24 protein-coding genes are annotated in these 25,473 nt (G+C 67.0%); 8 read left to right on the top strand and 16 right to left on the bottom strand.

Going from position 1 to position 25,473, the window contains the following annotated elements:
- Positions 1-37: 37 nt before the first annotated feature.
- The 11 genes from phoU to AC1DIQ_RS09210 all read right to left on the bottom strand — a co-directional run bounded on the left by phoU (position 38) and on the right by AC1DIQ_RS09210 (position 10,083).
- Positions 38-745: a phosphate signaling complex protein PhoU gene (phoU, locus tag AC1DIQ_RS09260; RefSeq protein ID WP_070471813.1), complete on the bottom strand. Its 708-nt coding sequence runs from the start codon at positions 743-745 to the stop codon at positions 38-40.
- A gap of 30 nt (positions 746-775) precedes the next feature.
- Positions 776-1,606, bottom strand: a complete 831-nt coding sequence (gene pstB / locus AC1DIQ_RS09255; protein ID WP_070471812.1) for a phosphate ABC transporter ATP-binding protein PstB — start codon at positions 1,604-1,606, stop codon at positions 776-778.
- A 19-nt stretch (positions 1,607-1,625) separates the two neighbouring features.
- The gene (pstA, locus tag AC1DIQ_RS09250; protein WP_121041559.1) at positions 1,626-2,492 is read right to left on the bottom strand and encodes a phosphate ABC transporter permease PstA; all 867 of its coding nucleotides are present in this window, start codon (positions 2,490-2,492) and stop codon (positions 1,626-1,628) included.
- Positions 2,492-3,460, bottom strand: coding sequence for a phosphate ABC transporter permease subunit PstC (pstC, locus tag AC1DIQ_RS09245; RefSeq protein WP_121041561.1), 969 nt, complete (start codon positions 3,458-3,460; stop codon positions 2,492-2,494). Before pstC ends, pstA begins: the two co-directional genes overlap by 1 nt.
- A gap of 87 nt (positions 3,461-3,547) precedes the next feature.
- Positions 3,548-4,639, bottom strand: a complete 1,092-nt coding sequence (pstS, locus tag AC1DIQ_RS09240; protein WP_121041563.1) for a phosphate ABC transporter substrate-binding protein PstS — start codon at positions 4,637-4,639, stop codon at positions 3,548-3,550.
- Between the two features lie 231 nt (positions 4,640-4,870).
- Positions 4,871-5,890, bottom strand: coding sequence for a phosphate ABC transporter substrate-binding protein PstS (gene pstS, locus AC1DIQ_RS09235; protein ID WP_121041565.1), 1,020 nt, complete (start codon positions 5,888-5,890; stop codon positions 4,871-4,873).
- A gap of 123 nt (positions 5,891-6,013) precedes the next feature.
- Entirely contained in the window at positions 6,014-6,790 is a 777-nt protein-coding gene (locus tag AC1DIQ_RS09230; RefSeq protein WP_282262526.1) for a PA3715 family protein, read from the bottom strand.
- 102 nt (positions 6,791-6,892) lie between these two features.
- Complete coding sequence (locus AC1DIQ_RS09225; protein WP_121041569.1) at positions 6,893-8,104, bottom strand: OprO/OprP family phosphate-selective porin; 1,212 nt, start codon at positions 8,102-8,104, stop codon at positions 6,893-6,895.
- 180 nt (positions 8,105-8,284) lie between these two features.
- Entirely contained in the window at positions 8,285-8,959 is a 675-nt protein-coding gene (gene nth, locus AC1DIQ_RS09220; RefSeq protein WP_461770887.1) for an endonuclease III, read from the bottom strand.
- Positions 8,959-9,321: a hypothetical protein gene (locus AC1DIQ_RS09215; protein WP_121041573.1), complete on the bottom strand. Its 363-nt coding sequence runs from the start codon at positions 9,319-9,321 to the stop codon at positions 8,959-8,961. Before AC1DIQ_RS09215 ends, nth begins: the two co-directional genes overlap by 1 nt.
- A gap of 3 nt (positions 9,322-9,324) precedes the next feature.
- Entirely contained in the window at positions 9,325-10,083 is a 759-nt protein-coding gene (locus tag AC1DIQ_RS09210; protein WP_428999461.1) for an enoyl-CoA hydratase/isomerase family protein, read from the bottom strand.
- A gap of 192 nt (positions 10,084-10,275) precedes the next feature.
- On the opposite strand from AC1DIQ_RS09210, the gene AC1DIQ_RS09205 reads away from it, so the two are divergent.
- The 3 genes from AC1DIQ_RS09205 to AC1DIQ_RS09195 all read left to right on the top strand — a co-directional run bounded on the left by AC1DIQ_RS09205 (position 10,276) and on the right by AC1DIQ_RS09195 (position 12,755).
- Positions 10,276-10,977: an FKBP-type peptidyl-prolyl cis-trans isomerase N-terminal domain-containing protein gene (locus AC1DIQ_RS09205; RefSeq protein WP_019185884.1), complete on the top strand. Its 702-nt coding sequence runs from the start codon at positions 10,276-10,278 to the stop codon at positions 10,975-10,977.
- A gap of 87 nt (positions 10,978-11,064) precedes the next feature.
- Complete coding sequence (locus tag AC1DIQ_RS09200; protein ID WP_121041577.1) at positions 11,065-11,868, top strand: CoA pyrophosphatase; 804 nt, start codon at positions 11,065-11,067, stop codon at positions 11,866-11,868.
- Positions 11,865-12,755 (top strand): sulfurtransferase, encoded by an 891-nt coding sequence (locus AC1DIQ_RS09195; protein WP_478049902.1) that lies wholly within the window; start codon positions 11,865-11,867, stop codon positions 12,753-12,755. The genes AC1DIQ_RS09200 and AC1DIQ_RS09195 overlap by 4 nt, the downstream gene beginning before the upstream one ends.
- Before the next feature lie 3 nt (positions 12,756-12,758).
- Here AC1DIQ_RS09195 and AC1DIQ_RS09190 read toward each other — a convergent pair whose 3' ends face one another.
- Complete coding sequence (locus AC1DIQ_RS09190; RefSeq protein ID WP_478049901.1) at positions 12,759-13,328, bottom strand: N-acetylmuramoyl-L-alanine amidase; 570 nt, start codon at positions 13,326-13,328, stop codon at positions 12,759-12,761.
- Between the two features lie 57 nt (positions 13,329-13,385).
- On the opposite strand from AC1DIQ_RS09190, the gene AC1DIQ_RS09185 reads away from it, so the two are divergent.
- From AC1DIQ_RS09185 to AC1DIQ_RS09175, 3 genes are all read left to right on the top strand, one after another.
- Positions 13,386-13,913, top strand: coding sequence for an alpha/beta hydrolase (locus tag AC1DIQ_RS09185; RefSeq protein WP_121042197.1), 528 nt, complete (start codon positions 13,386-13,388; stop codon positions 13,911-13,913).
- 107 nt (positions 13,914-14,020) lie between these two features.
- Positions 14,021-16,165, top strand: a complete 2,145-nt coding sequence (gene rlmKL, locus AC1DIQ_RS09180) for a bifunctional 23S rRNA (guanine(2069)-N(7))-methyltransferase RlmK/23S rRNA (guanine(2445)-N(2))-methyltransferase RlmL (RefSeq protein WP_478049900.1) — start codon at positions 14,021-14,023, stop codon at positions 16,163-16,165.
- A gap of 17 nt (positions 16,166-16,182) precedes the next feature.
- Entirely contained in the window at positions 16,183-16,719 is a 537-nt protein-coding gene (locus AC1DIQ_RS09175; protein WP_478049899.1) for a GNAT family N-acetyltransferase, read from the top strand.
- 34 nt (positions 16,720-16,753) lie between these two features.
- Here the strand turns inward: AC1DIQ_RS09175 and AC1DIQ_RS09170 are convergent, their stop codons facing one another.
- The 4 genes from AC1DIQ_RS09170 to AC1DIQ_RS09155 all read right to left on the bottom strand — a co-directional run bounded on the left by AC1DIQ_RS09170 (position 16,754) and on the right by AC1DIQ_RS09155 (position 21,373).
- Positions 16,754-17,089, bottom strand: a complete 336-nt coding sequence (locus tag AC1DIQ_RS09170) for a DUF3325 domain-containing protein (protein WP_478049898.1) — start codon at positions 17,087-17,089, stop codon at positions 16,754-16,756.
- On the bottom strand, positions 17,086-18,702 hold the full coding sequence (locus tag AC1DIQ_RS09165) for a PepSY-associated TM helix domain-containing protein (RefSeq protein WP_478049897.1): 1,617 nt from the start codon (positions 18,700-18,702) through the stop codon (positions 17,086-17,088). The genes AC1DIQ_RS09170 and AC1DIQ_RS09165 overlap by 4 nt, the downstream gene beginning before the upstream one ends.
- Positions 18,699-19,058: a DUF3649 domain-containing protein gene (locus tag AC1DIQ_RS09160; protein WP_259462166.1), complete on the bottom strand. Its 360-nt coding sequence runs from the start codon at positions 19,056-19,058 to the stop codon at positions 18,699-18,701. Before AC1DIQ_RS09160 ends, AC1DIQ_RS09165 begins: the two co-directional genes overlap by 4 nt.
- 83 nt (positions 19,059-19,141) lie before the next feature.
- Positions 19,142-21,373, bottom strand: a complete 2,232-nt coding sequence (locus AC1DIQ_RS09155; RefSeq protein ID WP_282262563.1) for a TonB-dependent siderophore receptor — start codon at positions 21,371-21,373, stop codon at positions 19,142-19,144.
- A gap of 392 nt (positions 21,374-21,765) precedes the next feature.
- Here AC1DIQ_RS09155 and AC1DIQ_RS09150 point away from each other — a divergent pair, with 392 nt between their 5' ends.
- Together AC1DIQ_RS09150 and AC1DIQ_RS09145 are read left to right on the top strand one after the other, a co-directional pair.
- Positions 21,766-24,126, top strand: a complete 2,361-nt coding sequence (locus AC1DIQ_RS09150; protein ID WP_282262564.1) for a TonB-dependent receptor plug domain-containing protein — start codon at positions 21,766-21,768, stop codon at positions 24,124-24,126.
- Positions 24,126-25,421 (top strand): aminotransferase class V-fold PLP-dependent enzyme, encoded by a 1,296-nt coding sequence (locus AC1DIQ_RS09145; RefSeq protein WP_282262565.1) that lies wholly within the window; start codon positions 24,126-24,128, stop codon positions 25,419-25,421. Before AC1DIQ_RS09150 ends, AC1DIQ_RS09145 begins: the two co-directional genes overlap by 1 nt.
- Positions 25,422-25,473 lie beyond the last annotated feature (52 nt).

Raw genomic sequence — 25,473 nt, 5'->3', positions numbered from 1 at the left:
AGGCAGCGGCTCTTGGCTTCCTTTTTGGAGCACGCGCTCAGACGTGATCGGTACTGCTGGTCTCGTCGCGCTTCTCGCGCGGCGGCAGCGCCTGCTCGCCATGCACCAGGAACCACACGTTCTCGGCGATGTTGGTCGCATGGTCGCCCACGCGCTCCAGGTTCTTGGCCATGAACAGCAGGTGGGTGCACGGGGTAATGTTGCGCGGGTCTTCCATCATGTACGTCAGCAGCTCGCGGAACAGCGCGGTGTACTGCGCGTCCAGGCGGGCGTCATCGTCGCGCAGCTCCAGCGCCGCGGCGGCGTCGTTGTCGCGGTAGGCCTCGATCGCGCGGCGCACCTGCTGTGCGGCCAGCCGGCCCAGGGCGCGCAGGCCCTGGATCTGCGGCAGCGGTGGCACCTTGCTCAGCGCGATCGAGCGCTTGGCCACGTTGGCCGCGTAATCGCCGATGCGTTCGATGTCGGCGGGAATGCGCAGGCCGGCCAGGATCTCGCGCAGGTCGCGTGCCATCGGCCCGCGCAGCGCCAGGCGCATCACGTCGTGGCTGATGTGCTGCTCAAGCTGGTCGATGGCTTCATCGTTGGCGATGATGCGCTGGGCGGCGTTCTCGTCGCGCTTCTCGATCACGTCCATGGACGCCTCCAGCTGCGCGACCGCCATCTCGCCCATGCGCACGATCTCGGCCACCAGGCGCTGCTGTTCTTCGTCGTAGCTCTTGACGATGTGGTCGTTGGGAATGCTCATGCGGTTCTATCCAGGGTTCGTGGGCCGGAATCAGCCGAAGCGGCCGGTGATGTAGTCTTCGGTCTGCTGCTTGTTGGGCTGCGAGAAGATCACTTCGGTGCGGTCGTGCTCGATCAGGTCACCCAGGTACATGAAGGCGGTGTAATCGGACACGCGCGCGGCCTGCTGCATGTTGTGGGTCACGATCACGATCGTGTAATCGTGCTTGAGCTCTTCCACCAACTGCTCGATGCGGCTGGTGGAGATCGGGTCCAGCGCGGAGGTCGGCTCGTCGAGCAGCAGCACGTCCGGGCGCAGGGCCACGGCGCGGGCGATGCACAGACGCTGCTGCTGGCCACCGGACAGGCCCAGCGCGCTCTGGTTGAGCTTGTCCTTCACTTCGTCCCACAGCGCGCCCTGGCGCAGGGCCTGCTCGACGCGATCGGTCATCTCCGATTTGGAGAGCTTCTCGTGGTGGCGGATGCCATAGGCCACGTTCTCGAAGATGGTCATCGGGAACGGCACCGGCTTCTGGAATACCATGCCGACCTTGCTGCGCAGGCGGTTCATCGGGTACTTCGGCGAGAGGATGTTCTCCCCGTCCAGCATCACTTCACCACGCGCTTCCAGCTTGGGGTACAGCGCGTAGATGCGGTTGAAGATGCGCAGCAGGGTGGACTTGCCGCAGCCGGAGGGACCGATCAGCGCGGTGACGCGCTTTTCCGGAATCTCCAGGTCGATGCCCTTCAGCGCATGGAACTTGTCGTAGTAGAAATCCAGCCCGCGTGCGGCCAGCTTGATCGGCGCCGGGGTCTGCAGGCTTTCATGCGAGGCCGGGACCACGATGCGCTGCATCGGCACGGCGTTGGAGAGATCGTTCATGGCGATGTCCGTGGAAAGGTCAGTCATGGGAGATACGGTTGCGCAGCAGGATGCCGCGCGCGGAAAGGCTGACCAGCAGCACGAACACGGTCAGCACCAGCGCGCCGGCCCAGGCCAGCACCTGCCAGGATTCGTACGGGCTGCCGGCAAACTGGTTCATCACCACCGGCACCGAGGCCATCGGCTGGAACACGTTGCTGTTCCAGTACTGGTTGCCGAAGGCGGTGAACAGCAGCGGGGCGGTTTCACCGGAGATGCGGGCCAGTGCCAGCAGGATGCCGGTCACGATGCCGGCGGCGGCGCTGCGGTACAGCACCTGCACCGTCACCTTCCACTGCGGGATGCCCAGCGACAGGGCCGCTTCACGCATCTGCGAAGGCACCAGGCGCAGCATTTCATCGGTGGTACGCACCACCACCGGCAGCACGATGAAGGCCAGCGAGAGCGCACCGGCGAAGGCCGAGAACTGGCCACCGGTCTGCATCACATACAGGGTGTAGACGAACAGGCCCAGTACGATCGACGGCGCCGAGAGCAGGATGTCGTTGACGAAGCGGACCACCGTGCCGGTCTTGCGGAAGTTGCCGTACTCGGCCAGCCAGGTGCCGGCCAGCACGCCGAGCGGCGTCCCGATGGCGATGGCCAGGCCGCACATCACCGCGCTGCCGAAGAAGGCATTGGCCAGACCACCGTCCTGCATCGGCGGCGGGGTCATCTTGGTGAACAGATCCAGATTGATGCCGGCCAGGCCCTTGGAGGCCAGCGTCCACAGGATCCAGCCGAGAAAGAACAGGCCGAACAGTGCGGTCAGGCAGGACATCAGCAGCGCGACCACGTTGACGATGCGGCGGCGCAGGTACAGCGGTTGGGCATTGGCGGTGGACATCAGTTGCCCTCCTTGCGGGCCAGGCGCATCAGCATCAGGCGGGCGATCGCCAGCACCACGAAGGTCACCAGGAACAACACGAAGCCGAGCAGCAGCAGTGCCGAGCGATAGGTTTCGGTGGCTTCGCCGAAATCGTTGGCGATCAGGGCGGCAATGGTGGTGCCCGGTTCAAGCAGCGACGGCGACAGGCGCACGCTGTTGCCGATCACGAAGGCCACCGCCATGGTTTCACCCAGGGCGCGGCCGAGGCCGAGGAAGATGCCGCCGATCACCGCCGAGCGGGTGTAGGGCAGCACGATGTCCCAGCTCACTTCCCACTTGGTGGAGCCCAGCGCATAGGCCGATTCCTTCAGGCGGGTCGGCACGGTCAGGAACACCTCGCGCATTACCGAGGAGATGAAGGGGATCACCATGATCGCCAGCACGAAGCCGGCGGTGAGCACGCCGATGCCCAGCGGCGGACCCTGGAACAGCGGGCCGATGATCGGCAGCGTGCCCAGGTGATCATTGAGGAACGGAGTGACGTACTCGGTCATCACCGGGACCAGCACGAACAGGCCCCACATGCCGTAGATGATCGAGGGGATACCGGCCAGCAGTTCGATGGCGGTACCGACCGGGCCACGCAGCCAGCGCGGGGCGACCTCGGTCAGGAAGAAGGCGATACCGAAGCTCACCGGCACGGCGATGACCATCGCGATCAGGGCCGTGACCAGGGTGCCGTAGATCGGTGCGAGTGCACCGAACTTGTTCTCCACCGGATTCCATTCGGAGGAGTAGAAGAAGCTCAGGCCCTGCTCCTGCAGGGCATGGCGGCCGCCCCACAGCATCGAGAGCGCGGCGCAGGCCAGGGCGACCAGCACCAGGATGACGGTGGCGATCAGGACCCAGCGGAACAGTTTGTCGTTGCGGGCATCACGCAGGTCGCGGAGGGACGGTGCGGGAACAGGCTGGGCGATGGCATTCATGGCTGAGGCGGGGGCCCGAGTGGTGGTTCGGCAGGGTGGTGCGGCGAGGAAAGCGGGCCTGCGCTGTGCACAGGCCCGCTGTCTGGCTTACTTGAACTCGCTGGTCCAATAGGCTTCGATCTGGGTGACCAGTTCGGCCGGCAGCGGCACGTAGTGCAGTTCGTTGGCCTGGGTCTGGCCCTTCTCGAAGGCCCACTTGAAGAACGCCAGGGTGTCCTTGCTGCGCTGCGCATCCTTGGGCTGCTTGTGCATCAGCATGAAGTTGGTGGCGGTGATCGGCCACGCCTGGTCGCCCGGGGCATTGGTGATCACCAGGTTGAAGTCCTTGGCGCTGGCCCAGTCGGCGCTGGCGGCGGCAGCGGCGAAGGTTTCCGCGCTCGGCTGCACCCAGTTGCCGGCGGCGTTCTGCATCGAGGCATACGGCATGCCGTTCTGCAGCGCGTAGGCGAGTTCGACGTAGCCGATCGAGCCCTTGATCTGCTTCACGTACGACGCCACGCCTTCATTGCCCTTGCCACCCACACCGTCCGGCCACTGCACCGAGGTGCCTTCGCCGACCTTGCTCTTCCAGTCCGGGCTGACCTTGGAGAGGTAGTTGGAGAAGTTGAACGTGGTGCCCGAGCCGTCCGAACGGTGGACCAGGGTGATCTTGCCGTCGGGCAGCTTTACGCCCGGGTTGGCGGCGACGATGGCCGGGTCGTTCCAGGTCTTGACCTTGCCCAGGAAGATATCGGCCAGCAGGGCGCCGCTCAGGCGCAGCTTGCCGGCTTCCAGGCCGTCGATGTTGACCACCGGCACCACGCCGCCGATCGCCGACGGGAACTGGCCGAGGCCGGCCTGGGCCAGCTCTTCGCTGCTCAGTGGCTTGTCGGATGATCCGAAGTCAACGGTGCCGGCCTTGATCTGGGCGATGCCGCCACCCGAACCGATCGACTGGTAATTGATCTTGGCGCCGGTGGCGGTGTTGTAGTCGGCCGACCACTTGGACACCAGCGGGAAGATGAAGGACGCACCGGCGCCGGAAATCTCGGCGGTCAGGCGATCGCCAGCGGCCGGAGCAGCGGCAGGCGCGTCGGTGGCCGGCGCGGTGGCCTGGCCTTCAGCGCCCGGCTTGCAGGCGGAAAGACCCAGCGCGATGGCCAGGGAAAGGGCGGCGATGCTGGCCGTGTGCAGTTTCATGCGTCACTCCATAGCGGGACAAGGGCCGGTCTTTCCGGCGACGCGACTATGAAATGATGTTTTTGTTACAGCTTGATGACGCCGTGACCGAGCGCACGCAAAGCCTTGCGGCACAAGGGCCGGGCATTCAGCGGCAGGCAACAAAAAGGCGCGGAACCTTGCGGTCCGCGCCCGATGGCGCCGAAGGGGGAGAGAGGTCCCTCCGGCGCCATTGCCTCGTTGTGCGGTGGATCAGTACTTCAGGTTCTGCGACCAGTAGGTCTCGATCTGCTTGACCAGAGCGTCCGGCAGCGGGACGTAATCGAGCTGCTTGGCCTGCGCATCACCGCTCTTGTAGATCCAGCGGAAGAACTCCTGGGTGGCCTTGGCGTTGGCGACGTTCTTGGGCTGCTTGCGGACCAGGATGAAGTTGGTGGCGGTGATCGGCCACGCATCGGCGCCCGGGGCGTTGGTCATGACCAGGTAGAAGTCCTTCGCGCTGGCCCAGTCGGCGCTGGCCGCAGCGGCGGCGAAGGAGGTATCGCTCGGCAGCACGATCTTGCCCGAAGCGTTCTTCATCGCAGCGTAGGACATCTTGTTCTGCAGTGCGTAGGAAAGCTCGACGTAGCCGATGCCGCCCTTGATCTGCTTCACGTAGGCGGCAACGCCTTCGTTGCCCTTGCCGCCGATGCCGACGGGCCACTGGACCGAGGTGCCTTCACCGACCTTGGTCTTCCACTCCGGGTTGACCTTGGAGAGGTAGTTGACGAAGTTGAAGGTGGTGCCCGAACCGTCCGAGCGGTGCACGACGGTGATCTTGCCATCCGGCAGCTTCACGCCCGGGTTCAGCGCGGCGATCGCCGGGTCGTTCCAGGTCTTGATCTTGCCCAGGAAGATGTTGCCCAGGGTCGGGCCATCCAGCTTCAGCGCGCCCGGCGCGATGCCGGCCACGTTGATCACCGGGACCACGCCGCCGATGACCGACGGGAACTGGGCCAGGCCGGCCGCAGCCAGTTCTTCCGGCTTCAGCGGGGCATCGGAGGAGCCGAAATCAACGGTGGCGGCCTTGATCTGGGCGATACCACCACCGGAACCGATGGACTGGTAGTTGACCTTCTTGCCGGTCGCGGTGCTGTAGTCGGCCGACCACTTGGACATGACCGGGTAGATGAACGAGGCGCCCGCGCCGGTCACATCGGCGGCGTTGGCGGCGAACACGGACGACGCGGCGAGGACGGCAACAGCGGCGCGCGACTTGAAGGCGTGGATCACGGGGTGGCTCCTGGAATGGATGAAGGTGCGGGGTGTCCCGCCCGGTGCTCATTCCATAACGGTTCGATGACAGCGCAGCGACTGTCATATGACCACCTCGTGACACGCCTTCCGGGCGGGGTGTCACAACGGCTGCAGCGCCTCCGGGACCGCGTAGCGGCGGCCGTCGAAGCGCAGCACGCGGCGCTCGCCGTCCACCGGCGTGTCCTGGTCGCGGCAGGTGTCGCCATCCATCCAGCTGTGCGTGGTGACCCGCCGCTCGCGCAGGATGAGGTCGGCCAAGCCGTGTTGACCTTTGGAGCCGACGGCCACGGTGCGCGTTACATCGGTGGACTCACCGGCGCAGCGGGTATCCCACTCGGCCTGGAAACGGCGCAGCACCATCGGTGGGCCGAGCGTGCGCAGCGTGTCTGCCTGCACCGCCAGCAGATGCAACTGCTCTTCGCTGAACGGATTGGGCCCGGAGCCATTGCGGCGCTGCACGCGCAGGCCGAAGGCAAGGGTGTCCGGCGCAAGCAGGTAGCGCGCGGTATCCAGCTGCATGCCGTCGAAGAAGATCGCATCGCTGTCGAGCGCGCCGGGCAGCACCGTCCATGCGCGCGTGGCGAGGGTGTCGCTATCGATCACCAGCACCTCCACGTCGCCATCGCGGGCGTCGTGGTCGCCGCCGTCGCGCCAGACCGGCGTGGCCACCAGGGTCAGCTCGGGGCGTGCCGGCCATCGCCGGCAGACGCTGGCGGCGGTGTCGCGGGTGTAGCCGGGGCGATCGGGCAGTACGTCGTCCGCCCGCACAACGTACGCTTCCTCCGCGGCGGCCTGGGCGTCGTGGCAGTCCTGCGCGTGGGCGGGCAGGGCGGCACCGCACGCGGCAGCCAGCAACAGCGAGAGTGCGATACGCATCGGGTCCAGCCATGGGCAAAGGGCGCACAGCATACCCGCGAGCGGGCACGAAAAAAGGCGCAGCCGAAGCTGCGCCTTTGTGTCACACGCGTGTTGCAGGGCTTACCAGAAGAACTGCAGGCGCGCTTCGAGGATGTTCGGGTCGTCGTTGACGAACGTGCGCGCGGTCGAGCTGTACTTCTTGCTGTCCACCATCACGTAGTTCAGCGCGAACTTGGTGTTGGAGCGCCAGTAGTAGTTCACGCCCACGGTCCAGATGTCCATCTTGCCGCCCAGCACGCCATCGACGATCGGCGGGCGACCGGCCACCGGGTTCGCCAGCAGGTTGCCGTCATTGAGGTCCATGTGGTCGTAACGCGCGCCCAGCTGCCACATGCCGCGGCCCGGCTCGTCCGGCAGGCCGGTGGTCGGGGTGCCGCCCTTGTAGCCCCAGGTCTCGCCGCTGATGTTCCACAGGCCGCTGACGTAGTAACCGTCGCTGCTGTAGTTGTCGTGCGAGTAACGCTTGGCCTTGCTGGTGTAATACTCGGCCTGGGCCTTGAACGGGCCGCCGATGTACATCGCTTCGGCACCGATCGTGCTGACGCGGTCGGTATCGACCAGATTGCCGCTGTCGACCAGGCGCGCGGTGGCCAGATCCGCATTCGGGCGGGCGCGCACACGCAGGGTGTCGGCGTCGGTGTCGTAATCGACATAGCTCAGGCCGAAGTGCAGGACCTGGCCCTTTTCATTGATCGGGGCCCAGGTGCCACGCGCGCCGTAGCCGCTGCCGTGGGCGAGGTTGCGGGTCAGTTCGCGGCCGAAGGCGCTGGCGGTGACGGACCAGTTGTTGTCGCCGATGCTGTAGGCGCCACCGAGGCGGCGGGCCACGGCATAGGTGTTGGTGACCGTGGCCTTGGAGATGAAGTCGTTGTTCTTGGTGCTGGACAGTTCTTCCAGGCTGTTGGGCTGTTTGAACTGGCCGAACTGCACGAAGTGGTTGGCGTTGCCGGCCAGCTTGTACTTCAGGTTGGTGTCCAGGAACTTGTCGGCCTTGGCGTCGTAGCCCACCACCCATTCCACATTGCCCGGGCCCTTGCCCTTGAGCACCAGCTCGGCGCGGCGCAGCTCGAATTCGCTGTTCTTGCCGTTGCCGGCGTCACCGCCATTGAGGTCGGTCACATCGTTGTCGAACCAGTTGCCGTCGGCCTGGACCAGGCCTTCGAACGTGATTTCCGAACCGCCGATCACGTCGATGGCCACTTCAGCGTGAGCGGCCGGAACGAACAGCGCAGCCGCCACGGCCGCAGTAAGAAGTTGGCGATGCAGTTTCATGGAAGGAGCCTTGCAGGCAGGTGGGAAGATGCTGCGCAGGCTAATTAGTGAAGATTGCGTAAATGTGACAGTTTCAGACAAACCGTCATCGCCCGTGTCCCAAGCGGCGTCAGAGGCTGCTATTGATGCCCGGCGCAGATGACCGCCGGGTTGCGCCCATATGGCAGTCGCGCCCCCCGTTCAGGCGGCGGTCTTTTCCTTGAAACGGCACAGGTCGCGGATCACGCATTGCGGGCAGTCCGGCTTGCGTGCCTTGCACACGTAACGGCCATGCAGGATCAGCCAGTGATGCGCGTCGAGCAGGAACTCGGCCGGGATCACCTTGATCAGCAGATCCTCCACCGCACGCACATCCTTGCCCGGCGCCAGACCGGTCCGGTTGGAGACGCGGAAGATGTGCGTGTCCACCGCCATCACCGGCTCGCCGAAGGCCGTGTTGAGCACGACATTGGCAGTCTTGCGGCCGACACCGGGCAACGCCTCGAGTGCCGCACGATCACGCGGCACCTCGCCACTGTGCTGTTCCACCAACATGGCGCATGCGGCAATCACGTTCTTCGCTTTCGCGTTGTAAAGACCGATGGTGGCGATGTACTTCTTCAAGCCGTCTTCACCGAGAGCGAGAATCGCCTGCGGCGTATTGGCGACGGGGAACAGTTTGCGCGTGGCCTTGTTGACGCCGACATCGGTGGCCTGTGCCGACAATGTGACCGCCACCAGCAGCTCGAACGGCGAGCTGTACTCCAGTTCGGTCTTGGGGTGCGGGTTGAGTTCGCGCAGGCGCGTGAACATTTCGATCACGTCGGCCTTGGGCATGCGCGCGGTGCGTGCGGCGGGTTTCTTCATCGTAGCCATCAGGACGTGCGGCCCGCGGCCTTGGCCTTGGCGCGCGCGAGGATCGCAGCAGCGGCCGAGGGCAGGGCGGGTTTCTGGATCTCGGGTGTGGGGGGCGGTGCGCGGCGTGCATCGCGCTCGGCAGCGCGGCGCGCGAGCCGCTGCTGGCGCTGGCGGTAGCGCTCGCGCGCGGCCCAGGCGCGTTGCAGTTGCTGCTGTGCGTGCTGCAGCCGCTGTGGAAGATCGGGATGATCGGGACGCAGCGCTTCGTCGCCCGGCTGCGGGACGTAGTCCATCAACCCGGCCGCCAGCGCGGCATCCCATTGATCGTCGAGGACGAGTGCCAGCAGCTGCGCCGGCGAAGCGGTATCGAAAGGCGACATGGCTCAGCGGTTCTGGAACACCGGCGGCCGGCGCGCCAGGAACGCGCTGGTGCCTTCGCGCATGTCCTCGGTGGCGAACATCAGGCCGAACTGCACGCTCTCGTACTCCAGGCCCTCGCCCAGCGGGCACTCGCCGCCGATGTGGATCGCATCGAGGATGCCGCGCAGCGCGAGAGGCGCGGCCGAGGCCAATTGCGACGCGAGTGCGTCGACGCGGGCATCCAGTTCCGCGGCCGGAACCACCTCGTTGACGATACCCAGCTGCGCGGCACGCGCGGCGGTGATCGGGGTGCCCAGCAGGCACAGCTCCAGCGCGGCGGCGCGGCCGCACAGGCGCAGCAGCCGCTGGCTGCCGCCGAAGCCGGGCATCAGCCCCAGATTGACCTCCGGCTGGCCGACCTTGGCGGTCTCCGCCGCCACCCGAAGGTGGCAGGCCATGGCCAGTTCCAGGCCACCGCCCAGCGCAAAACCGTTGATCTTGCCGATCACCGGCTTGGGCATCCGCTCGATGCGCCGCATCAATCCTTGGCCGAGCAGTGAGAAATCACGACCCTGAACCGCGCTCAGACCGTTCATTTCCGTAATGTCCGCGCCGGCCACGAAGGCCTTGGGGCCGGCGCCAGTCAGCACCACCACCCGCACCGCCGGGTCGGCAGCGGCCTCGGAGAACGCAGTATCAAGGGCTTCCAGGGTTGCCCGGTTGAGGGCGTTGAGTTTGTCCGGGCGGTTGACCGTCACGGTGCGCACGGCGGCATCGTCCATAATCGAGATAAGGGCGTCGGCCACGGCAGGACTCCTGAAAACGTTAAAAAAAAGTGATTGTTGAACTCTTGAAACGAAGTCAGGTCAGAGCCTGCGTCGTTAGTGGCGGTTCAACGTTGCGGCGGCTATCCTAACCCGTCGCCTCAGGGCGGCCCAACGCGTCCTGAGTTACCACCCCTGGAGAAAAGTTTGATGAAGTTGCGTTCTATCGCGGTCGCCGTCGCGGCCCTGGCCCTGACGGGCAATGCCTTCGCCCAGGACACCTCGTCCGAAAAGGGCAAGCTGAGCTATTACTTCGGTTACGACTACGGTAACAACCTGGCTGAACTCACCGCACGCGGCGAGCAGCTGGACATCAACTCGGTGGTGAAGGGCCTGCAGGATGCCTACGCCAAGAAGCAGCCGTCGATCACGGCCGAGCAGTTGAAACCCGCCGTCGAAGCCTTCCAGAAGCGTGAGCAGGGTCGTGCGCAGGCCGCCAAGGCTGAGTACGACAAGGCTGCCGCCGAGAACAAGACCAAGAGCACCCAGTTCCTGGCCGCCAACAAGGCCAAGGCCGGCGTGCAGTCGCTCCCGAGCGGCGTGCAGTACCGCGTGATCGAAGCCGGCAAGGGCGCCAAGCCGACCCAGGCCAGCACCGTGCAGCTGGAAGTGGCCGGTCCGTACCCGTTCGGCACCCGTCCGGCCGAAGCACGTCCGGCCCAGCAGATCCCGGGCATCAAGGTCAGCGAAGTCGAAATGAAGGCCATGCGTGAAGCCCTGCTGCAGATGCCGGCGGGCTCCAAGTGGGAAGTGACGCTGCCGCCGGATCAGGCCTATGGTGCCGATCCGCGCACGCCGTTCCCGCCGAACGTTGCGGTGCAGTTCGAAATCAAGCTCGTCAGCGTCAAGTAATTTTCGCAACATCAAGAACGCGCCGGTGGCAACACCGGCGCGTTTTTTGTTTCCGTGCAATCGCGGTACTGTTGACCGGTGCAATCGATGGAAGAATCCCCGCATGCCGTGCCCTCTCCCTGCATCGGAATCTGCGCGCTGGATCGTGCCGGTGTGTGCACGGGCTGCCTGCGCACCGTGGATGAAATCACCCGCTGGCGAACCATGAGCCGACCCGAACAGCATCACGTCATGCAGCACACGCTGCCCCTGCGCGAACAACTGCGGCAATCGCTGCGCGGTTCGCTGGCCGAACACGAGCGCCTGCTGCGCGCGCTGCATCCGCTGGACCAGCCGCCGCCCGGCGATGGCTGGAACCGCAGCGAACTGATCGATCTTCTCCCGCCTGGTCCGCCGGTCGAAGCGGCCGTGCTGGCCGGCATCATTCCGCGCGAGGGCGGCGCCCAGGTGCTGCTGACCCGGCGCACCGACACGCTGCGCCATCACGGGGGCCAGGTCGGCTTCCCCGGTGGCCGCATGGAGCCGGAGGACCGCGATGCCGTCGCTGCCGCGATCCGCGAGAGCGACGAGGAAATCGCACTCAAGCACGATCAGGTGCAGGTACTGGGGTATCTGGATCCGTTCGTGACGATTACCGGCTACCGGGTCATGCCGGTAGTGGCCGTGATCGATCCGGCGTTCGTGGCCGTGCCCGAGCCGGGTGAGGTCGCCGAAGTCTTCGAAGTGCCGCTGTCTTACCTGATGGACCCGGCCAACCTGCACCACGTGGAGATCGATCACCGCGGGCGCATCCGCCACGTACTCGAATATGGCTGGCCCGGGCAGCGGATCTGGGGCGCGACCGCCGCCATTCTCTACAACCTGCGTCGCCGCCTGGAGCAGACCGCATGACCACGCCGTTGATCGATGTCAGCACCCTCGCACACGCCCTCCACGAAGGCGCAGCGCGCCTCATGGATGCCCGTGCGACGGCCAGTGCCGCCCCCTCGTTGCGGGTGATGGATGCGCGCTTCTCGTTGGCCGATCCGCAGTCCGGTGCGGCGTTGTATGCACAGGGCCATCTGCCCGGCGCGCTGTACGCCGATCTCAACCGGGATCTGTCCGATCTCGGCCGCACCGGTCACGGCCGTCACCCGCTGCCGGACAGCAATGCGTTCGCCGCGCGCCTGGGCGCATGGGGCATCGGGCCGCAGACCCAGGTCGTGGTCTACGACGCCGGCGACGGCAGCATGGCCGCCGCGCGGCTGTGGTGGCTGCTGCGGCTGATCGGGCATGCACAGGTGCGCGTTCTCGATGGCGGATTTGCGGCGTGGCAGGCCGCTGGTCTGCCGGTCACCGCAGCGCTGCCGCAGGTGACGCCGTTGCCGCCGTACCCGGGTCAGTTCGACCGCAACCAGATCGCCTCGGTCGAGGAGGTCCAGGCGCGTCTCAAGCACGCGCCGGGCTGGCTGATCGATGCGCGGGCGGGCGAGCGTTTCCGGGGCGAAGTGGAACCCTTGGATCCGGTCGCCGGCCACGTGCCCGGCGCGGTCAATCGTCCGTTCGCGTTGAACGTGCATGAAGGACGGTTGCGCCCTGCGGCGGATCTGCGCGCCGCGCTGCAGCCCTTGATCGGCACGCACGCTCCGGACCAGGTCGTGCTGATGTGCGGCTCCGGCGTGACCGCCTGCCATCTGCTGCTGGCGATGGAAGCGGCCGGGCTGGAAGGGGCGCGGATCTATGCGGATTCGTGGAGTGGCTGGGTCAGCGATGCTTCGCGTCCTGTCGCAACCGGCTGATCATCACCCACGCAGTTCCTGCAACGGCACCGCCGCCAGCACGCGTGGCCACGGGAACATCGGACCCGGATCGCGCTTGCGCGGCACCCGCCGCTCCGGATCATCGCTGGCCACTTCCTCGCGCGTATCCAGCCACTCATGCCCGGCGATATGTGCCAACGCGGGCAGCGTCCCGCACAGGTGTTGCAGCAGGTCGATCAGCGCCGCGATCTGCGCATCCGGGTAGGGCTCGTCCATCGCCTGGTGCCGCGAATCCCACCAGTCCGGGTAGCGTCCGGTGTTCACCAGTTCGATGCCGATCGAGCGCGGGTTATAGCCACTGACCTGATGCGCGACGCGGTCCAAGGACACGTACTGCACGATGCGCCCGTCGCGGTCGATGTAGTAATGCCCGCTGTTGCCGGTGCCGCTGTCATACAGCACGCGTTCGCCGTACTCGCGTGCCATCGCCAGGTCCGGCAGTTCGGTGCAGTGGATGACCACCAGATCGATCTCGTCGTGCGTGCGGGGCAGCAGCCTGTCCTGGTAGGGCAGGGGCTGTGCATCGATGGCGGGCGGGGCGCGGTCGGGCATGCGGCGATGCTAGCATTTGGGCATGAACGCTCCTATCGATTCCCGCGCGGTATGCGCATGAGCCGCGGCCACTGCATCCTCTCCCATGGCTTTGAAAGCGGCCCGGACGCCATCAAGGTGACCGCCCTGGCCGAGGTGGCCGAGCGCCTGGGCTGGACCCACGAGCGCCCGGACTACACCGACCTGGACGCCCAGCGCGAGGTCAGCAGTCTCGGCGATGTACGTGCCCGCCTGCAGCGCCTGATCACCCTGGCCACCGCCCGTGCCGCGCAGGGCCCGGTGGTCCTGGCCGGTTCCAGCCTGGGCTCGTACATCTCGGCCATCGCCTCGCTGCAGGTGCCGGTCCAGGGCCTGTTCCTGATGGTGCCGCCGACCCGGATGGGGCCGATGCCGGCGCTGGATGCCGCCCGCGTGCCGACCAGCGTGGTGCATGCCTGGCACGACGAGCTGATCCCGCCGGCGGAGGTGATCGCCTGGGCCCAGGCCCGCTCGGCCCGCCTGCTGATGGTGGACGACGGGCACCGGCTGGCCGGCCACGTCGAGGCCTCGAGCCGGGCCTTCGAGGAACTGCTGGCCTCGCTGTAACCGGGCGTTCCAGCCCACCTCACGTACAATGGCCCCCCGGACCCCGTGCCCGGCTGCTTGCCGTGCCCGTGGGCACCCCCTCTCCGCTGACCTGCGATACCGATTCCGTGAAATTCTTTGTTTCCTGCGCCAAGGGCCTGGAGTATCTGCTCGCCGACGAACTGTTGGCGCTCGGCCTGGACAAGGCCACCGCCACCATTTCCGGTGTCAACGCCGAGGGCGAGCTGGCGCAGGCGCAGCGTGTGGTGCTGTGGTCGCGCCTGGCCAGCCGGGTGCTGTGGCCGCTGGCCGAGTTCGAGTGCCCGGACGAGGGATCGCTCTACCAGGGCGTCTCGGCGATGGCGTGGGAGCAGCACATCAGCCCCGAGCTGACCCTCTCGGTGGACGCGCATGTGTCCGGTACCGAGATCACGCACGCGCGCTTCGCCGCGCAGCGGGTCAAGGACGGCGTGGTCGACAGCCTGCGCGCGCAGGGCCTGGAGCGGCCGTCGGTCAACACCGACTTCCCGGACGTGCGCATCAACCTGTCGCTGCGCAAGGGCCGGGCCACGATCTCGATCGACCTGGGCGGTGGCCCGATGCACCGTCGCGGCTGGCGCATGGCGCAGAACGATGCGCCGCTGAAAGAAAACCTGGCCGCCGCGGTGCTGCTGCGCGCCAACTGGCCGAAGATCCACAGCGAAGGCGGTGGCCTGCTCGACCCGATGTGCGGCAGCGGCACGCTGCTGATCGAAGGCGCCTTGATGGCCGCCGACGTGGCCCCGGGCCTGCAGCGCCACGGCAGCATTCCGCCGAGCCGCTGGCTGGGCTTCGACCGCGACGCTTGGAACAGCCTGATGGAAGAAGCGCGCGCCCGCGAAACCGTCGGCCGCAGCGCACTCAAGCAGGTGATCCACGGCAGCGACGTGGATCCGCACGCCATCCATGCGGCCAAGCAGAACGCCGACACGGCCGGTGTGGGCCATGCCATCTGGTTCGGCGTGCGCGACATCACCGATGTGCAGGTCCCGCCGCAGGAGACCGGCTGCGTGGTCTGCAACCCGCCCTATGACGAGCGCCTGGCCGCCGACGCGGTGCTGTACCGCCAACTTGGCGACGCGCTCAAGCGCGCGGTGCCGCAGTGGCGTGCCAGCCTGCTGTGCGGCAGCGCCGACCTGGCTTTCGCCACCGGCCTGCGCGCCAACAAGAAGTACCAGCTGTTCAACGGTGCCATCGAGTGTGCGCTGATCGTCTGCGACCCGATCGCAGTGCCGCAGCGCGAGAACACCGGCCAGCCGCGCGAGCTGAGCGAGGGCGCGCAGATGGTGGCCAACCGCCTGCGCAAGAACATCAAGAAGTTCAAGACGTGGCGGACGCGCGAGAGCATCACCTGCTACCGCGTTTACGATGCCGATCTGCCCGAGTACGCAGCCGCCATCGATGTCTATGAAGAAGACGGCGGTGCCCGCCGCACGTTCCTGCATGTGCAGGAATACGCGGCCCCGGCGACCATTCCGGATGTCGATGTACGTCGCCGCCGCAACGAGCTGCTCTCGGCCGCGCGCGAGGTCTTCCAGGTGCCGGCCGAGCAGGTCGCGCTGAAGTCGCGCGAGCGTGGCAAGGGCGGCAGCAAGTACGGTCGTTTCGAGCAGCGCGGCGAGTTCGTGCTGGTGCGCGAGAACGATGCGCTGCTGCGCGTGAACCTGTTCGATTATCTGGACACCGGCCTGTTCCTGGACCATCGTCCGCTGCGCTGGCACATGGCGCAGGAGGCCCAGGGCAAGCGCTTCCTCAACCTGTTCTGCTACACCGGCGTCGCCTCGGTGCAGGCCGCCGTGGCCGGTGCCGCGACCACCACCAGCGTGGATCTGTCCGGCACCTATCTGCAGTGGTGCGCCGACAACCTCGCGTTGAACGGCAAGGGCGGCAGCCAGCACCAGCTGATCCAGGCCGATGCGCTGGCGTGGCTGGAAGCCGAGCGTCACCGCTTCGACGTGATCTTCTGCGATCCGCCGACCTTCTCCAACTCCGCCCGCGCCGATGATTTCGACATCCAGCGCGAACACGTGCGCCTGCTGCGTGCGGCCGTGGCGCGGTTGAGCCCGGAAGGCGTGCTGTATTTCTCCAACAACTTCCGCCGCTTCAAGCTGGACGACGAAGCGATCAAGGAATTCGCGGCGTGCAAGGAGATTTCGCCCGAGACCATCGGGGCGGACTTCGAGCGCAACCCGCGCATCCATCGCGCGTGGGAACTGCGCCGCTACGGCGCCTGACGGACCGGGGGGCTGACATGGACGCCAGCCCGCTTCACGCCGAGGGACTGCTGCTGCGTCCGTTCGAGGCTTCCGATGCCGCCCCCTTTGCGGCGGCGGTGCGCGAATCGGCCGAGGGCATGCGGCGCTGGATGCCGTGGAGCGCGGTCGACTACCGCGCCGAGCAGGCGCTGCAGTGGTTCCAGGCCTGCCGCGATGGCTGGGCGGCAGGCACCGCCTGCGAATACGGAATCTTCGACCAGGACACGGCCGCCTTCGTCGGCGGCGCGGGATTGAACAAGATCCAGCACGACCCCCGGTTCTGCAACCTGGGCTACTGGGTGCGGCAGTCGTGCCGTGGCCAGGGCGTGGCGCCCCGCGTCGTGCAGGCGCTGGCTGCCCAGGCATTCGGGCCGCTGGGCCTGCATCGGGTGGAGATCGTCGTGGCCGTGGGCAACCTGGCCAGCGAACGGGTGGCGGTAAAGGCCGGCGCCCTGCGCGAGGGCGTGGCGCGCAACCGATTGGTCATCGACGACCGGCCTGCCGCCGCGCACATGTTCTCACTGGTGCCCTGATCGGCGATCGCGATGCGGCTGCGTGGCTGCTCCCTCAGCGCGCGACCAGCGCCACCGCCAGCCCCACCACCGGCAACGCGCATGCCAGCGGCGCGATCCAGCGCGGGCGGTACGGGTACAGCCCGAACGCGATCACCACCCCGCTGATCGTCAGCGCGCCCAGCCACAGCACCGGGCCGATCGCCCAGCCGTGGTCCATCACGCACAGCGCGAACGTGACGGCCAGCAACGTCCACCCCACCCAGCGCCACACCCGCATGCGCGATGCGCTGGCGCCGGCTTTGCCGTGCAGGTCCAGCTGGTGCTTGTCCATGGCCAGCGACAACGCCGTGAACGCGGAGAAGGTCAGCGTGATTGCGAGCAGCATCATGCCGTCGCCCCCGCAGCAGCGGCCTGCTGGCGGCGCCTCTTCTCGGCCGCGCTCAGTGGTGGCTGCCAGCGCTGCATGCGATGGCCGCAGTAGGCCAGCATCGCGCCGAACGCGAGCATGGTCAGATCGAACCCGGCCAGGACCCAGTCACCGCTGCGCAGGGTGACGCCCAGATGCGCATGCGTGGTGAGTGCGTTGACCACCGGAATCAACGCAAACAGCGCGCCGCCCAGGTACAGCTGCCAGGTCCACATCCTCCGTTTGGGCCAGAGGAAACCGGCCAGCAATGCGGCGGCCCATGCATAGAAGAACGCATTGACCTCGGCGTTGGCGCGCTCGGCCATCTGGACCGGCAGCAGACGATTGGCCAGGAAATAGGTGGCGAACGCGATCGGCAGGCCAGCCACCGCGCCGATGTTGAGCGCATCGACCAGGCGCAGGCCGAACCCGGTCTTGCCGGACTTGGCGTGCTTGGGCCGTTCCTTCACCGCCCACAGCACCACGCCGCTGGCGACCATCAGGCAGCCGATCAGGCCGGACAGGAAGAACAGCGCACGCAGGCCCCAATCGGCGAAGCGCGCCAGGTGCAGGCCGTACATCACGCCGCGGGTCTGGGTGGCGCCGCCCGAGGCCGGGCTGGCCTCGAGCAACTGGCCGGTGATCGCGTTGAAGCGCAGCGACGGTGTATCCACCGACAGGCGCTTTCCATCGCGCTGGGTGATATCCACGATCGCATTCGCCGCCCCCGGGTGGTACAGGGTGAAGCCGGCCACATCCGCACCCTTCCATTCGGCGCGGGCGCTGTCCAGCAACTGCTGGATCGGCAGCGGCGTGGCGCGTCCTTCGGCCGGGGTCTCGATCTCGGCCAGACGCGCGAAGGCCTCGCTGAAGAACGCCTCCTCATCCTTGGGGTAGGCCACGCTCACGCCCCATGGCAGGTACATGAACATCAAGGTGACGATGCCGGTGTAGGTGATCATCGCGTGGTACGGCAGCGCCATCACCGCGCTGACGTTGTGGAAGTCCAGCCACGACCGCAGGCCCTTCTCCGGGCGGAAGGTGAAGAAGTCCTTGAAGATCTTCTTGTGCGTGATCACGCCGGTGATGATCGCCACCAGCATGAACATCGCGCAGAAGCCGACCAGATAACGCGCCCAGTACACCGGGATGTAGTGTAGGTCGAAATGCAGGCGGTAGAAGAAGTCGCCACCGCGGGTTTCGCGTGCGGCGATCTCCTCGCCGGTGTTCGGATCGACGGTGGCATCACCGAAGCGGCCACCGCCGCGCCGGCGGCGCTCGCCTTCCACCGGCGGCTTGACCATCGATTCGGGATTGCGCCAGAACATGCGCATCGCCGGGTTGCGCGGGTCGGGCAGGGTGACGTTCCAGCTCTCGGCCTGTGGGGCCTTGTGCTGCAGGAAGGTCAGGGCGCGCTCGGCGGCGACGTCGGCGGTGACGCTGCTGCGCGGAAGCTCCGGGCGCATCCAGCGGCTGATTTCCTCGCGGTAATAGCTGGCCGTTCCGGCCATGAAGATCAGCAGCAGCAGCCAGCCGACCAGCAGGCCGGTCCAGGTGTGCAGCCAGGCCATCGATTGGCGGAATCCGTTCTTCATGCGGCCCCCTGCAGCAGGCGGGTGCCCACCCAGAACAGCAGCGTGGGAATCAGGATGCCCACCCAGGCGCGCAGGGCGGTGCGGGTAGCGAACGCCCACAATGCCGCGCAGGCGCACAGCACGATCGCCACCAGCATGCCGGTCAGCACGGCCTGCCCGCGTGCGATCGGCAGCGCGACCGCGAAGAACATCGAGCAGGTCGCGGCCAGCGCGTAGCCGCCGAAGATCGCGGCGAGCGAACGTGACAGGACACCCAGCCAGGGGCGGGTGAAGAGGGAACCAAGACGGTTGAACCTGGCGCTGGCGTGCGGCGTGCTGTCCACGGAAACCTGCTGATCAATCGGGGAAACGGGCATCACCGGCCGCAGCCGGTGATGAAGGATAGTGGCCATCCGTGGCCGTGTTCACTGCGCGTCGCAGTGGTCCCTTGGAGCCTGTGTCAGAGCTTCCAGCGCAGGTTCAACATCACGTTGCGCGGTTCGCCCCAGTACACGCCGTTGTAGAAACCGACGTTGCTGTAGTACTTCTTGTCGAGCAGGTTGTTGACGTTGAGCTGCGCGGAGAAGGTGTCGTTGAAGCGGTAGCCGGCGAACACATTCACCAGGTAGAACGCATCCTGGGTGATGAACGCCGATTCGGTACGGCCGCTGGTCGCGTAATCCGCGCGCGGCTTGGTGCTGGTGCGGTAGATCCGGCTCTGCCAGGTCACCCCGCCGCCCAGCGAGAGGCGGTTCCATTCACCGCTCGGGCGCCAGCTGGTGTTGAGGCGGAACGTGTCCACCGGGTTGGTGGTGTTCTGCGCCACGCCGGCCTGGTTGCGGATGGTGGTGTGCGCGAAACCGGCCGAGAGGTTCCAGTTCTCGGTCAGGCTGCCCTGGGCTTCCAGTTCCCAGCCCTTGACCTTGTTGCCCTTGCCGGTGGACCGGTAGGCACTGCCGCCATCGGGCAGCGAGGCGGCCGGTACCGAATCGTCGAGCTCGGCCACATTGTCCTTCTCGCCCTTGAACACCGCGGCGGAGGTGTTCAGGCGGCCACCGAAGAATTCCCCCTTCAGACCGGCCTCCCACATGTCGCCGACCACCGGCTCCAGGTAATCGTTGTTCTTGTCGCGGTAGTCCTGCGGCTGGAAGATGTCGGTGTAGCTGGCGTAGGCGCTGAACTGCCTGCTGAAATCGTAGACCAGGCCGAAATAAGGGGTCAGCGAATCGTCCGGCTTGTAGCCGCCGCGGGTAGTACCGGTGCGGTTGCCGGCCGCATCGTTGGTATAGCGCCAGCTGCGGGTTTCCCAGCTGCCATAGCGCGCGCCGAGCACGGCCAGCAACGGATCGGCCAGCTGCAGGCGGGCGGCCACGTAGGCAGCCTTCTGCGTCAACTCGTTCTCCGAGGCCAGCCAGTCATGCCGGGTGAGCGGCAACGGGGCGACATCCCCGGTCCAGGTGCGCCAGTCCGGTACCACGTCGTAGCCCGGCGGCTGCGTGAATTCCGAGGCAGGCGATTCGCCCTTGCGAACCGACTGGCCGACGCCGAACACCAGTTCATGCTCGCGGCCGAACAGCTGGAACGGGCCGCTGGCGTTGAGGTCGAACACGTTCATTTCGCTGCGTTCGGCGAAATGCGAGAGGTAGGCGCGCACACCGGTGCCATCCGGCGCGGGATAGCCCTGCGCGCCATACCAGACGTCGCCATCGGTGTTGCGCTTGGCCTGGGTCGCGCTGGCCTTCAGCGACCAGCCGTTGCCGAGCTGCTGCTCCAGGCGCACGAAGGTGGTCTTCTCCACGATCGGCCAGCTGCTCCAGCGTGCCGAGAGGTTGGTCGAGCGCGGCAGGTTGGCCGGCTTTCCGTCCGGACCCCAGTACGGCACCACGCCCCAGGTCACGCCCTTGGTTTCCGGCGACTGGTAGTCATAGCCGACTTCGAACAGGGTGCTGTCGGTCAGGTCGGCCTGCACGATGCCGTAGAACACGTCCTTGTCCAGACGGTACACATCGCGGAAGGAATCGCTCTGCTGCTTGGCGGCGACGAAGCGCGCACGCACGCGGCCGTCCAGCGCGACCGGGCCGCCGATGTCCGCTTCCAGGCGCTGGTTGCCCCAGCGGCCCAGGGTCAGCCCGGCGCTCATCGCCATCTCCTGGGTCGGGCGCTTGCGGACCATGTTGATGGTGCCCGACGGGTCACCGGCACCGGTGGTCAGGCCGGTCGCGCCGCGGACCACTTCGATGCGCTCGTAGATCGCGCTGTCGGTGTTGGTCTTGAGCGAGCCACCAAACGTGTTGAGCATCCCGTCGATCTGGAAATTGGTGATGCTGTAGCCACGCGAGATGTAGTTGATGCGCTCCGAATCGGTGACCGATACATGCACGCCGGTGACCTGGCCCATCACATCGGACAGCGCGTACAGGCCCATGTCGTCCAGGCGCTGGCGGGTCAGCACGGTGACCGACTGCGGCGTGTGGCGCAGCGACAGGTTCAACTTGGTGGCGGTGCTGGCCTGCTTGACCGTGTAGGCGTTCGGGATCTCCCCGTCGGCGGTCACCTTGATCGTGTCCAGGGTGGTCGCATCGCCAGGTTCGGCCTCGGCGAACGCCGGCAGCGCCGGGCCGGCGAGGGCAGCAACGAGCGCGATCGCCAACAGCGATGGCCGGGACAAAGGTGAAGCGGACGAGCAGGGCATGGCAACACTTCCAGTGTGGGAGAACGTCAGCGCGCCACGCACAGCGGCGCTGCCGAAGGCAGCAGGGCAGGCAAGGCAGCGGATCAGGGGGTGTACACGGGGCGTTGCGCGGGGAAGGCGTGGTGCATCCGGGCGCCGGTTGGCTAGGCGTACAGCCGATCAGTGAATGATAGTCATTATCATTTCGTTAGACAAGCGTTATGCCGCTGTCGAAGCCATGCAAGGCCGTGCGCTGGCGTATGTGTGGCGGCCCGCAGCCACCGTCGCCTGCGTGTCACTGCCGGGCAACATCGCGTCAACAGACTGTGAGGATGTCGTGACACTCGGTCACGCCCATCCCCACCTGTTCGTTTGCGGAGTCGTCAGTGAATCGTTGTGTGCTTGCTGTAGCGGTGTTGTCAGTCCTTACCTTCGCCACGGCCGCCGATGCGCGCGCCGAGGCCGCCCCGGCAGGGACTGCCGCGGCCCCCGCCACCCTGGACACGATGATCGTCACCGGCACGCGCGGCAGCAACCGCACGCAGTTCGATACGCTGGCCCCGGTGGACGTGTTCTCGCAGGAAGAGATCCAGGCGATCGAGTCCTCCGACCTCAACGACGTGCTGGCCCAGTTGGTGCCGTCGTTCGTGGTCCAGCGCATGCCGATGAACGACGGGCTGGTGTTCGTGCGGCCGGCCACGCTGCGCGGCCTTTCGCCGGACCAGACCCTGGTGCTGGTCAACGGCCGCCGCTTCCATCGCTCGGCGCTGCTGGGCGCGCGCGGCGCGCAGGGGCCGGACCTGGCCCAGATTCCGGTGCACGCCATCCAGCGCATCGAAGTGCTGCGCGATGGCGCGTCGGCGCAGTACGGCTCGGACGCCATCGCCGGGGTGATCAACATCATTCTGGATGACCGCGTCGGCGGGGAGCTGTCGCTGGGTCTGTCCGAATACAGCGAAGGCGATGGGACCGGTCGCAAGATCGGCGGCCGCCACGGGTTCGCGCTGGGTGACAAGGGCAGCCTGTCGCTGTTCGCCGACTGGGACAGATCCGATGCGACCTCGCGCAGCCGCCAGCGCGCCGATGCGATCGCCTTCCAGAACGCCCACCCGGATCTGGTCGTGCCCGATCCGGTGCAGCGCTGGGGCCAGCCGGACCTGGAAAACCGCCATTTCGGCTTCAACCTCAACCTGGCCTTGAACGACAGCGTCGATCTCTACGGCTTCGGTCTGTACGGGCACAGCGAGGGCGTCAGTGATTTCAACTGGCGCAATCCCGATGGCACTGCCTCGGTCTACAACCGCAGCCGTGTGTTCCCCGGTTGGGATGCGCGCAGCCTGTACCCGACCGGCTTCAGCCCGAAATACGGCAACGAACAGGACGACCTTCAGGGCGTACTCGGTCTGCGCGGCTACTGGGGCGAACGCTGGCGCTGGGATGTGAGCGGCTCCTACGGGCGCAACCGCATCGACTACACGCTGGGCAACTCGATCAATGCCTCGCTCGGCCCGGACAGCCCCACCTCGTTCTACCTCGGCCGCCTCTCGCAGGAAGAGAAGAACCTCAACGCGGATATCGTCTATTCGCTGCCGGTCAGCGCGCTGGCCGCACCGATCAACATCGCCTTCGGCGCCGAGACGCGCGAGGAAACCTACGGGGTGGATGCCGGTGATCCGGCGTCGTATGCGATCGGCCCGGGGGCGGTGACCGGGCTGGCCGGGGGCGCCAACGGTGCGCCGGGCTTCAGCGCGGCCAATGCCGGCCGCTGGAGCCAGCGCAGCCGCGCGGCCTACATCGATGTCGAAGCACCGTTGACCGCCCGCTGGACCGTCGGCGCGGCGACCCGTTACGAGCACTTCTCCGCCTTCGGTGAAAGCCTGGACGGCAAGCTCTCCAGCCGCTTCGAGTTCACCCCGGACCTGGCCGTGCGCGGTTCGCTTTCCACCGGCTTCCGTGCGCCCACGCCGGGCCAGCTCTACACGCAGAGCACCCAGCAGGGCCTGGACACCGTGACCCTGCAGGTGTTCACCACCGGCCGCCTCTCGCCCAGCGATCCGCTGGCGATCCAGCTCGGTGCCCAACCGCTCAAGCCGGAGCAGTCGCGCACCGCCTCGCTCGGGCTGACCTGGAAGAACGAGCTGGGCTTCTCCGGCTCGGTGGACCTGTACGACATCAAAGTCACCGATCGTTTCAGCCAGTCGGCCTCGTTCGCAGTGCCGGCCGGCGTGCCCAATCCGCTGGCGTACACCTCGGTGAGCTTCTACACCAACGATTTCGACACCACCACGCGCGGTGTCGACGTGGTCGCCAGCCACGCCACCGCGCTCGGCGCGGGCCGGCTGAGTACCACGCTGGGCTACAACTACAACCAGACCCAGGTCGACAGTGGTGCCACCGGCGTGGCCACCAATGAAAGCCAGCGCCGCATCTTCGAAGAGCGTCTGCCGCGGCAGAAGGCCACGCTCAGCAGCACGTATGCGTGGGGCCGCTTCAGCGTGCTCGGCAAGCTGCGATACTACGGGGCATGGACGGACTCTTCGGGCAATGCCACCGGCGACATCTTCCAGCGCTTCGGGGCGATGAGCTTCGTCGATCTGGCGGTGAGCTGGAATGTCACCGAGCAGCAGACGCTGCGGATCGGCGCGGACAACCTGTTCAACCGCTATCCGGACGAAGCCAGCTTCCAGGCCAGCCGTGGCCTGATCTACTCGCGGAACGCGCCGTATGACACCGACGGGCGCAACCTCTACGCCGAATACCGGATCCGTTACTGATGGACCGGCAACGACGACACCTGCTGCGTGGCGCACTGGCCCTGCCAGTCGCTGCGGCACTGACCGGTGCGACTGCCATGGGCGCTGAGCCGATGACGCTGCCGGCAGTGGGCACGCGCACGCCGGCCGAGCTGGCCGCCGACGAAACCTGGTGGGCCCAGGTGCGCGCGCTGTACGACCTCACCGACGAGGTCGTGATGCTGGACAACGGCTACTGGGGCGCAATGGCGCGCCCGGTGCTGCAGGCCTACCAGCAGGCCACCGCCACGGTGAATGCCGGTAACGCCTGGTTCGGGCGGCTCGCGTTTCCACCGCTGTTTGAACAGGCGCGCGTGCGCCTGGCACAGGTGCTGGGCGTGGAGACCGACGAGATCGTGCTCACCCGCGGTGCGACCGAGGCGATGCAGGTGTTGATCGGCAGCTACCGCAGGCTGTCGCCGGGCGATGCGGTGATGTACGCCGACACCGACTACGACAGCATGATCAGCGCGATGCAGTGGCTGCAGGCGCGGCGCGGCGTGCAGCCGGTGGCGATCACGCTGCCCGAGCCGTTCGACCACGACAGCATCGTGGAGACCTACCGCCGCGCGCTGACCGCCAACCCGCGCGTGCGCCTGCTGCTGCTGACTCACGTCAATCACCGCAACGGCATGCTGCTGCCGGTGGCCGAGATCGCCGCGCTGGCCAGGGCGGCCGGCGTGGAGGTGGTACTCGACGCCGCGCACGGCATTGGCCAGGTGGACACGCCGCTGCGCGCGTTGGGCGTGGATTTCATCGGGATCAACCTGCACAAGTGGATCGGCGCGCCGGTCGGTGTCGGGGCGGTATATGTCCGCCGCGGGCGGGTGCGTGACCTGGATCCGTACATGGGGGAGCAGGACCACGACGACATCCGCACCCGCGTGCACACCGGCACGGTCAATTTCGCCGCTTACATGGCGCTGCCGGCCGCACTGGACCTGCACGAGCGCATCGGCGTGGCCAACAAGCGGGCGCGCCTGCTGCGCCTGCGCAATCAGTGGATGGACGCGTTGCGCGGCGACGCGCGCATCCAGCTGCTCGGCTCGGACGACCCGCGCCTGTCCAGTGCGATCACCTCGTTCCGGCTGCGTGGGCAGACCACGATGCGCGACAACACGGCCACCTCGCAGCGGATGGTGAAGCAGTCCGGCGTGTTCGTGGTGCCGCGCGAAGGGCTGGCCTCGGGCGCCTGCCTGCGGGTGACGCCAGGCATCTTCAGTACGCCGGCGCAGATGGACGCACTGGTGGCGGCCGTACGCGCGGTCGCGGGCTGACGTACCCAACGACGCTGGCGGTGTTTCCGCCAGCGTCGCCAGCCGACGCGAG

The organism is Stenotrophomonas sp. 05L413, from assembly GCF_056397945.1.
The sequence above is the reverse complement of the archived record's forward strand: the minus strand, read 5'-3'. Positions and strand labels throughout refer to the sequence as shown.

Excerpts from the sequence above, each read along its gene's own strand:
- phoU (WP_070471813.1), bottom strand. The coding sequence starts at position 745 with ATGAGCATTCCCAACGACCACATCGTCAAGAGCTACGACGAAGAACAG.
- pstB (WP_070471812.1), bottom strand. The coding sequence starts at position 1,606 with ATGAACGATCTCTCCAACGCCGTGCCGATGCAGCGCATCGTGGTCCCG.
- pstA (WP_121041559.1), bottom strand. The coding sequence starts at position 2,492 with ATGTCCACCGCCAATGCCCAACCGCTGTACCTGCGCCGCCGCATCGTC.
- pstC (WP_121041561.1), bottom strand. The coding sequence starts at position 3,460 with ATGAATGCCATCGCCCAGCCTGTTCCCGCACCGTCCCTCCGCGACCTG.
- pstS (WP_121041563.1), bottom strand. The coding sequence starts at position 4,639 with ATGAAACTGCACACGGCCAGCATCGCCGCCCTTTCCCTGGCCATCGCG.
- AC1DIQ_RS09230 (WP_282262526.1), bottom strand. The coding sequence starts at position 6,790 with ATGCGTATCGCACTCTCGCTGTTGCTGGCTGCCGCGTGCGGTGCCGCC.
- AC1DIQ_RS09225 (WP_121041569.1), bottom strand. The coding sequence starts at position 8,104 with ATGAAACTGCATCGCCAACTTCTTACTGCGGCCGTGGCGGCTGCGCTG.
- nth (WP_461770887.1), bottom strand. The coding sequence starts at position 8,959 with ATGGCTACGATGAAGAAACCCGCCGCACGCACCGCGCGCATGCCCAAG.
- AC1DIQ_RS09215 (WP_121041573.1), bottom strand. The coding sequence starts at position 9,321 with ATGTCGCCTTTCGATACCGCTTCGCCGGCGCAGCTGCTGGCACTCGTC.
- AC1DIQ_RS09210 (WP_428999461.1), bottom strand. The coding sequence starts at position 10,083 with ATGGACGATGCCGCCGTGCGCACCGTGACGGTCAACCGCCCGGACAAA.
- AC1DIQ_RS09205 (WP_019185884.1), top strand. The coding sequence starts at position 10,276 with ATGAAGTTGCGTTCTATCGCGGTCGCCGTCGCGGCCCTGGCCCTGACG.
- AC1DIQ_RS09200 (WP_121041577.1), top strand. The coding sequence starts at position 11,065 with ATGGAAGAATCCCCGCATGCCGTGCCCTCTCCCTGCATCGGAATCTGC.
- AC1DIQ_RS09195 (WP_478049902.1), top strand. The coding sequence starts at position 11,865 with ATGACCACGCCGTTGATCGATGTCAGCACCCTCGCACACGCCCTCCAC.
- AC1DIQ_RS09190 (WP_478049901.1), bottom strand. The coding sequence starts at position 13,328 with ATGCCCGACCGCGCCCCGCCCGCCATCGATGCACAGCCCCTGCCCTAC.
- AC1DIQ_RS09185 (WP_121042197.1), top strand. The coding sequence starts at position 13,386 with ATGAGCCGCGGCCACTGCATCCTCTCCCATGGCTTTGAAAGCGGCCCG.
- AC1DIQ_RS09175 (WP_478049899.1), top strand. The coding sequence starts at position 16,183 with ATGGACGCCAGCCCGCTTCACGCCGAGGGACTGCTGCTGCGTCCGTTC.
- AC1DIQ_RS09170 (WP_478049898.1), bottom strand. The coding sequence starts at position 17,089 with ATGATGCTGCTCGCAATCACGCTGACCTTCTCCGCGTTCACGGCGTTG.
- AC1DIQ_RS09165 (WP_478049897.1), bottom strand. The coding sequence starts at position 18,702 with ATGAAGAACGGATTCCGCCAATCGATGGCCTGGCTGCACACCTGGACC.
- AC1DIQ_RS09160 (WP_259462166.1), bottom strand. The coding sequence starts at position 19,058 with ATGCCCGTTTCCCCGATTGATCAGCAGGTTTCCGTGGACAGCACGCCG.
- AC1DIQ_RS09155 (WP_282262563.1), bottom strand. The coding sequence starts at position 21,373 with ATGCCCTGCTCGTCCGCTTCACCTTTGTCCCGGCCATCGCTGTTGGCG.
- AC1DIQ_RS09145 (WP_282262565.1), top strand. The coding sequence starts at position 24,126 with ATGGACCGGCAACGACGACACCTGCTGCGTGGCGCACTGGCCCTGCCA.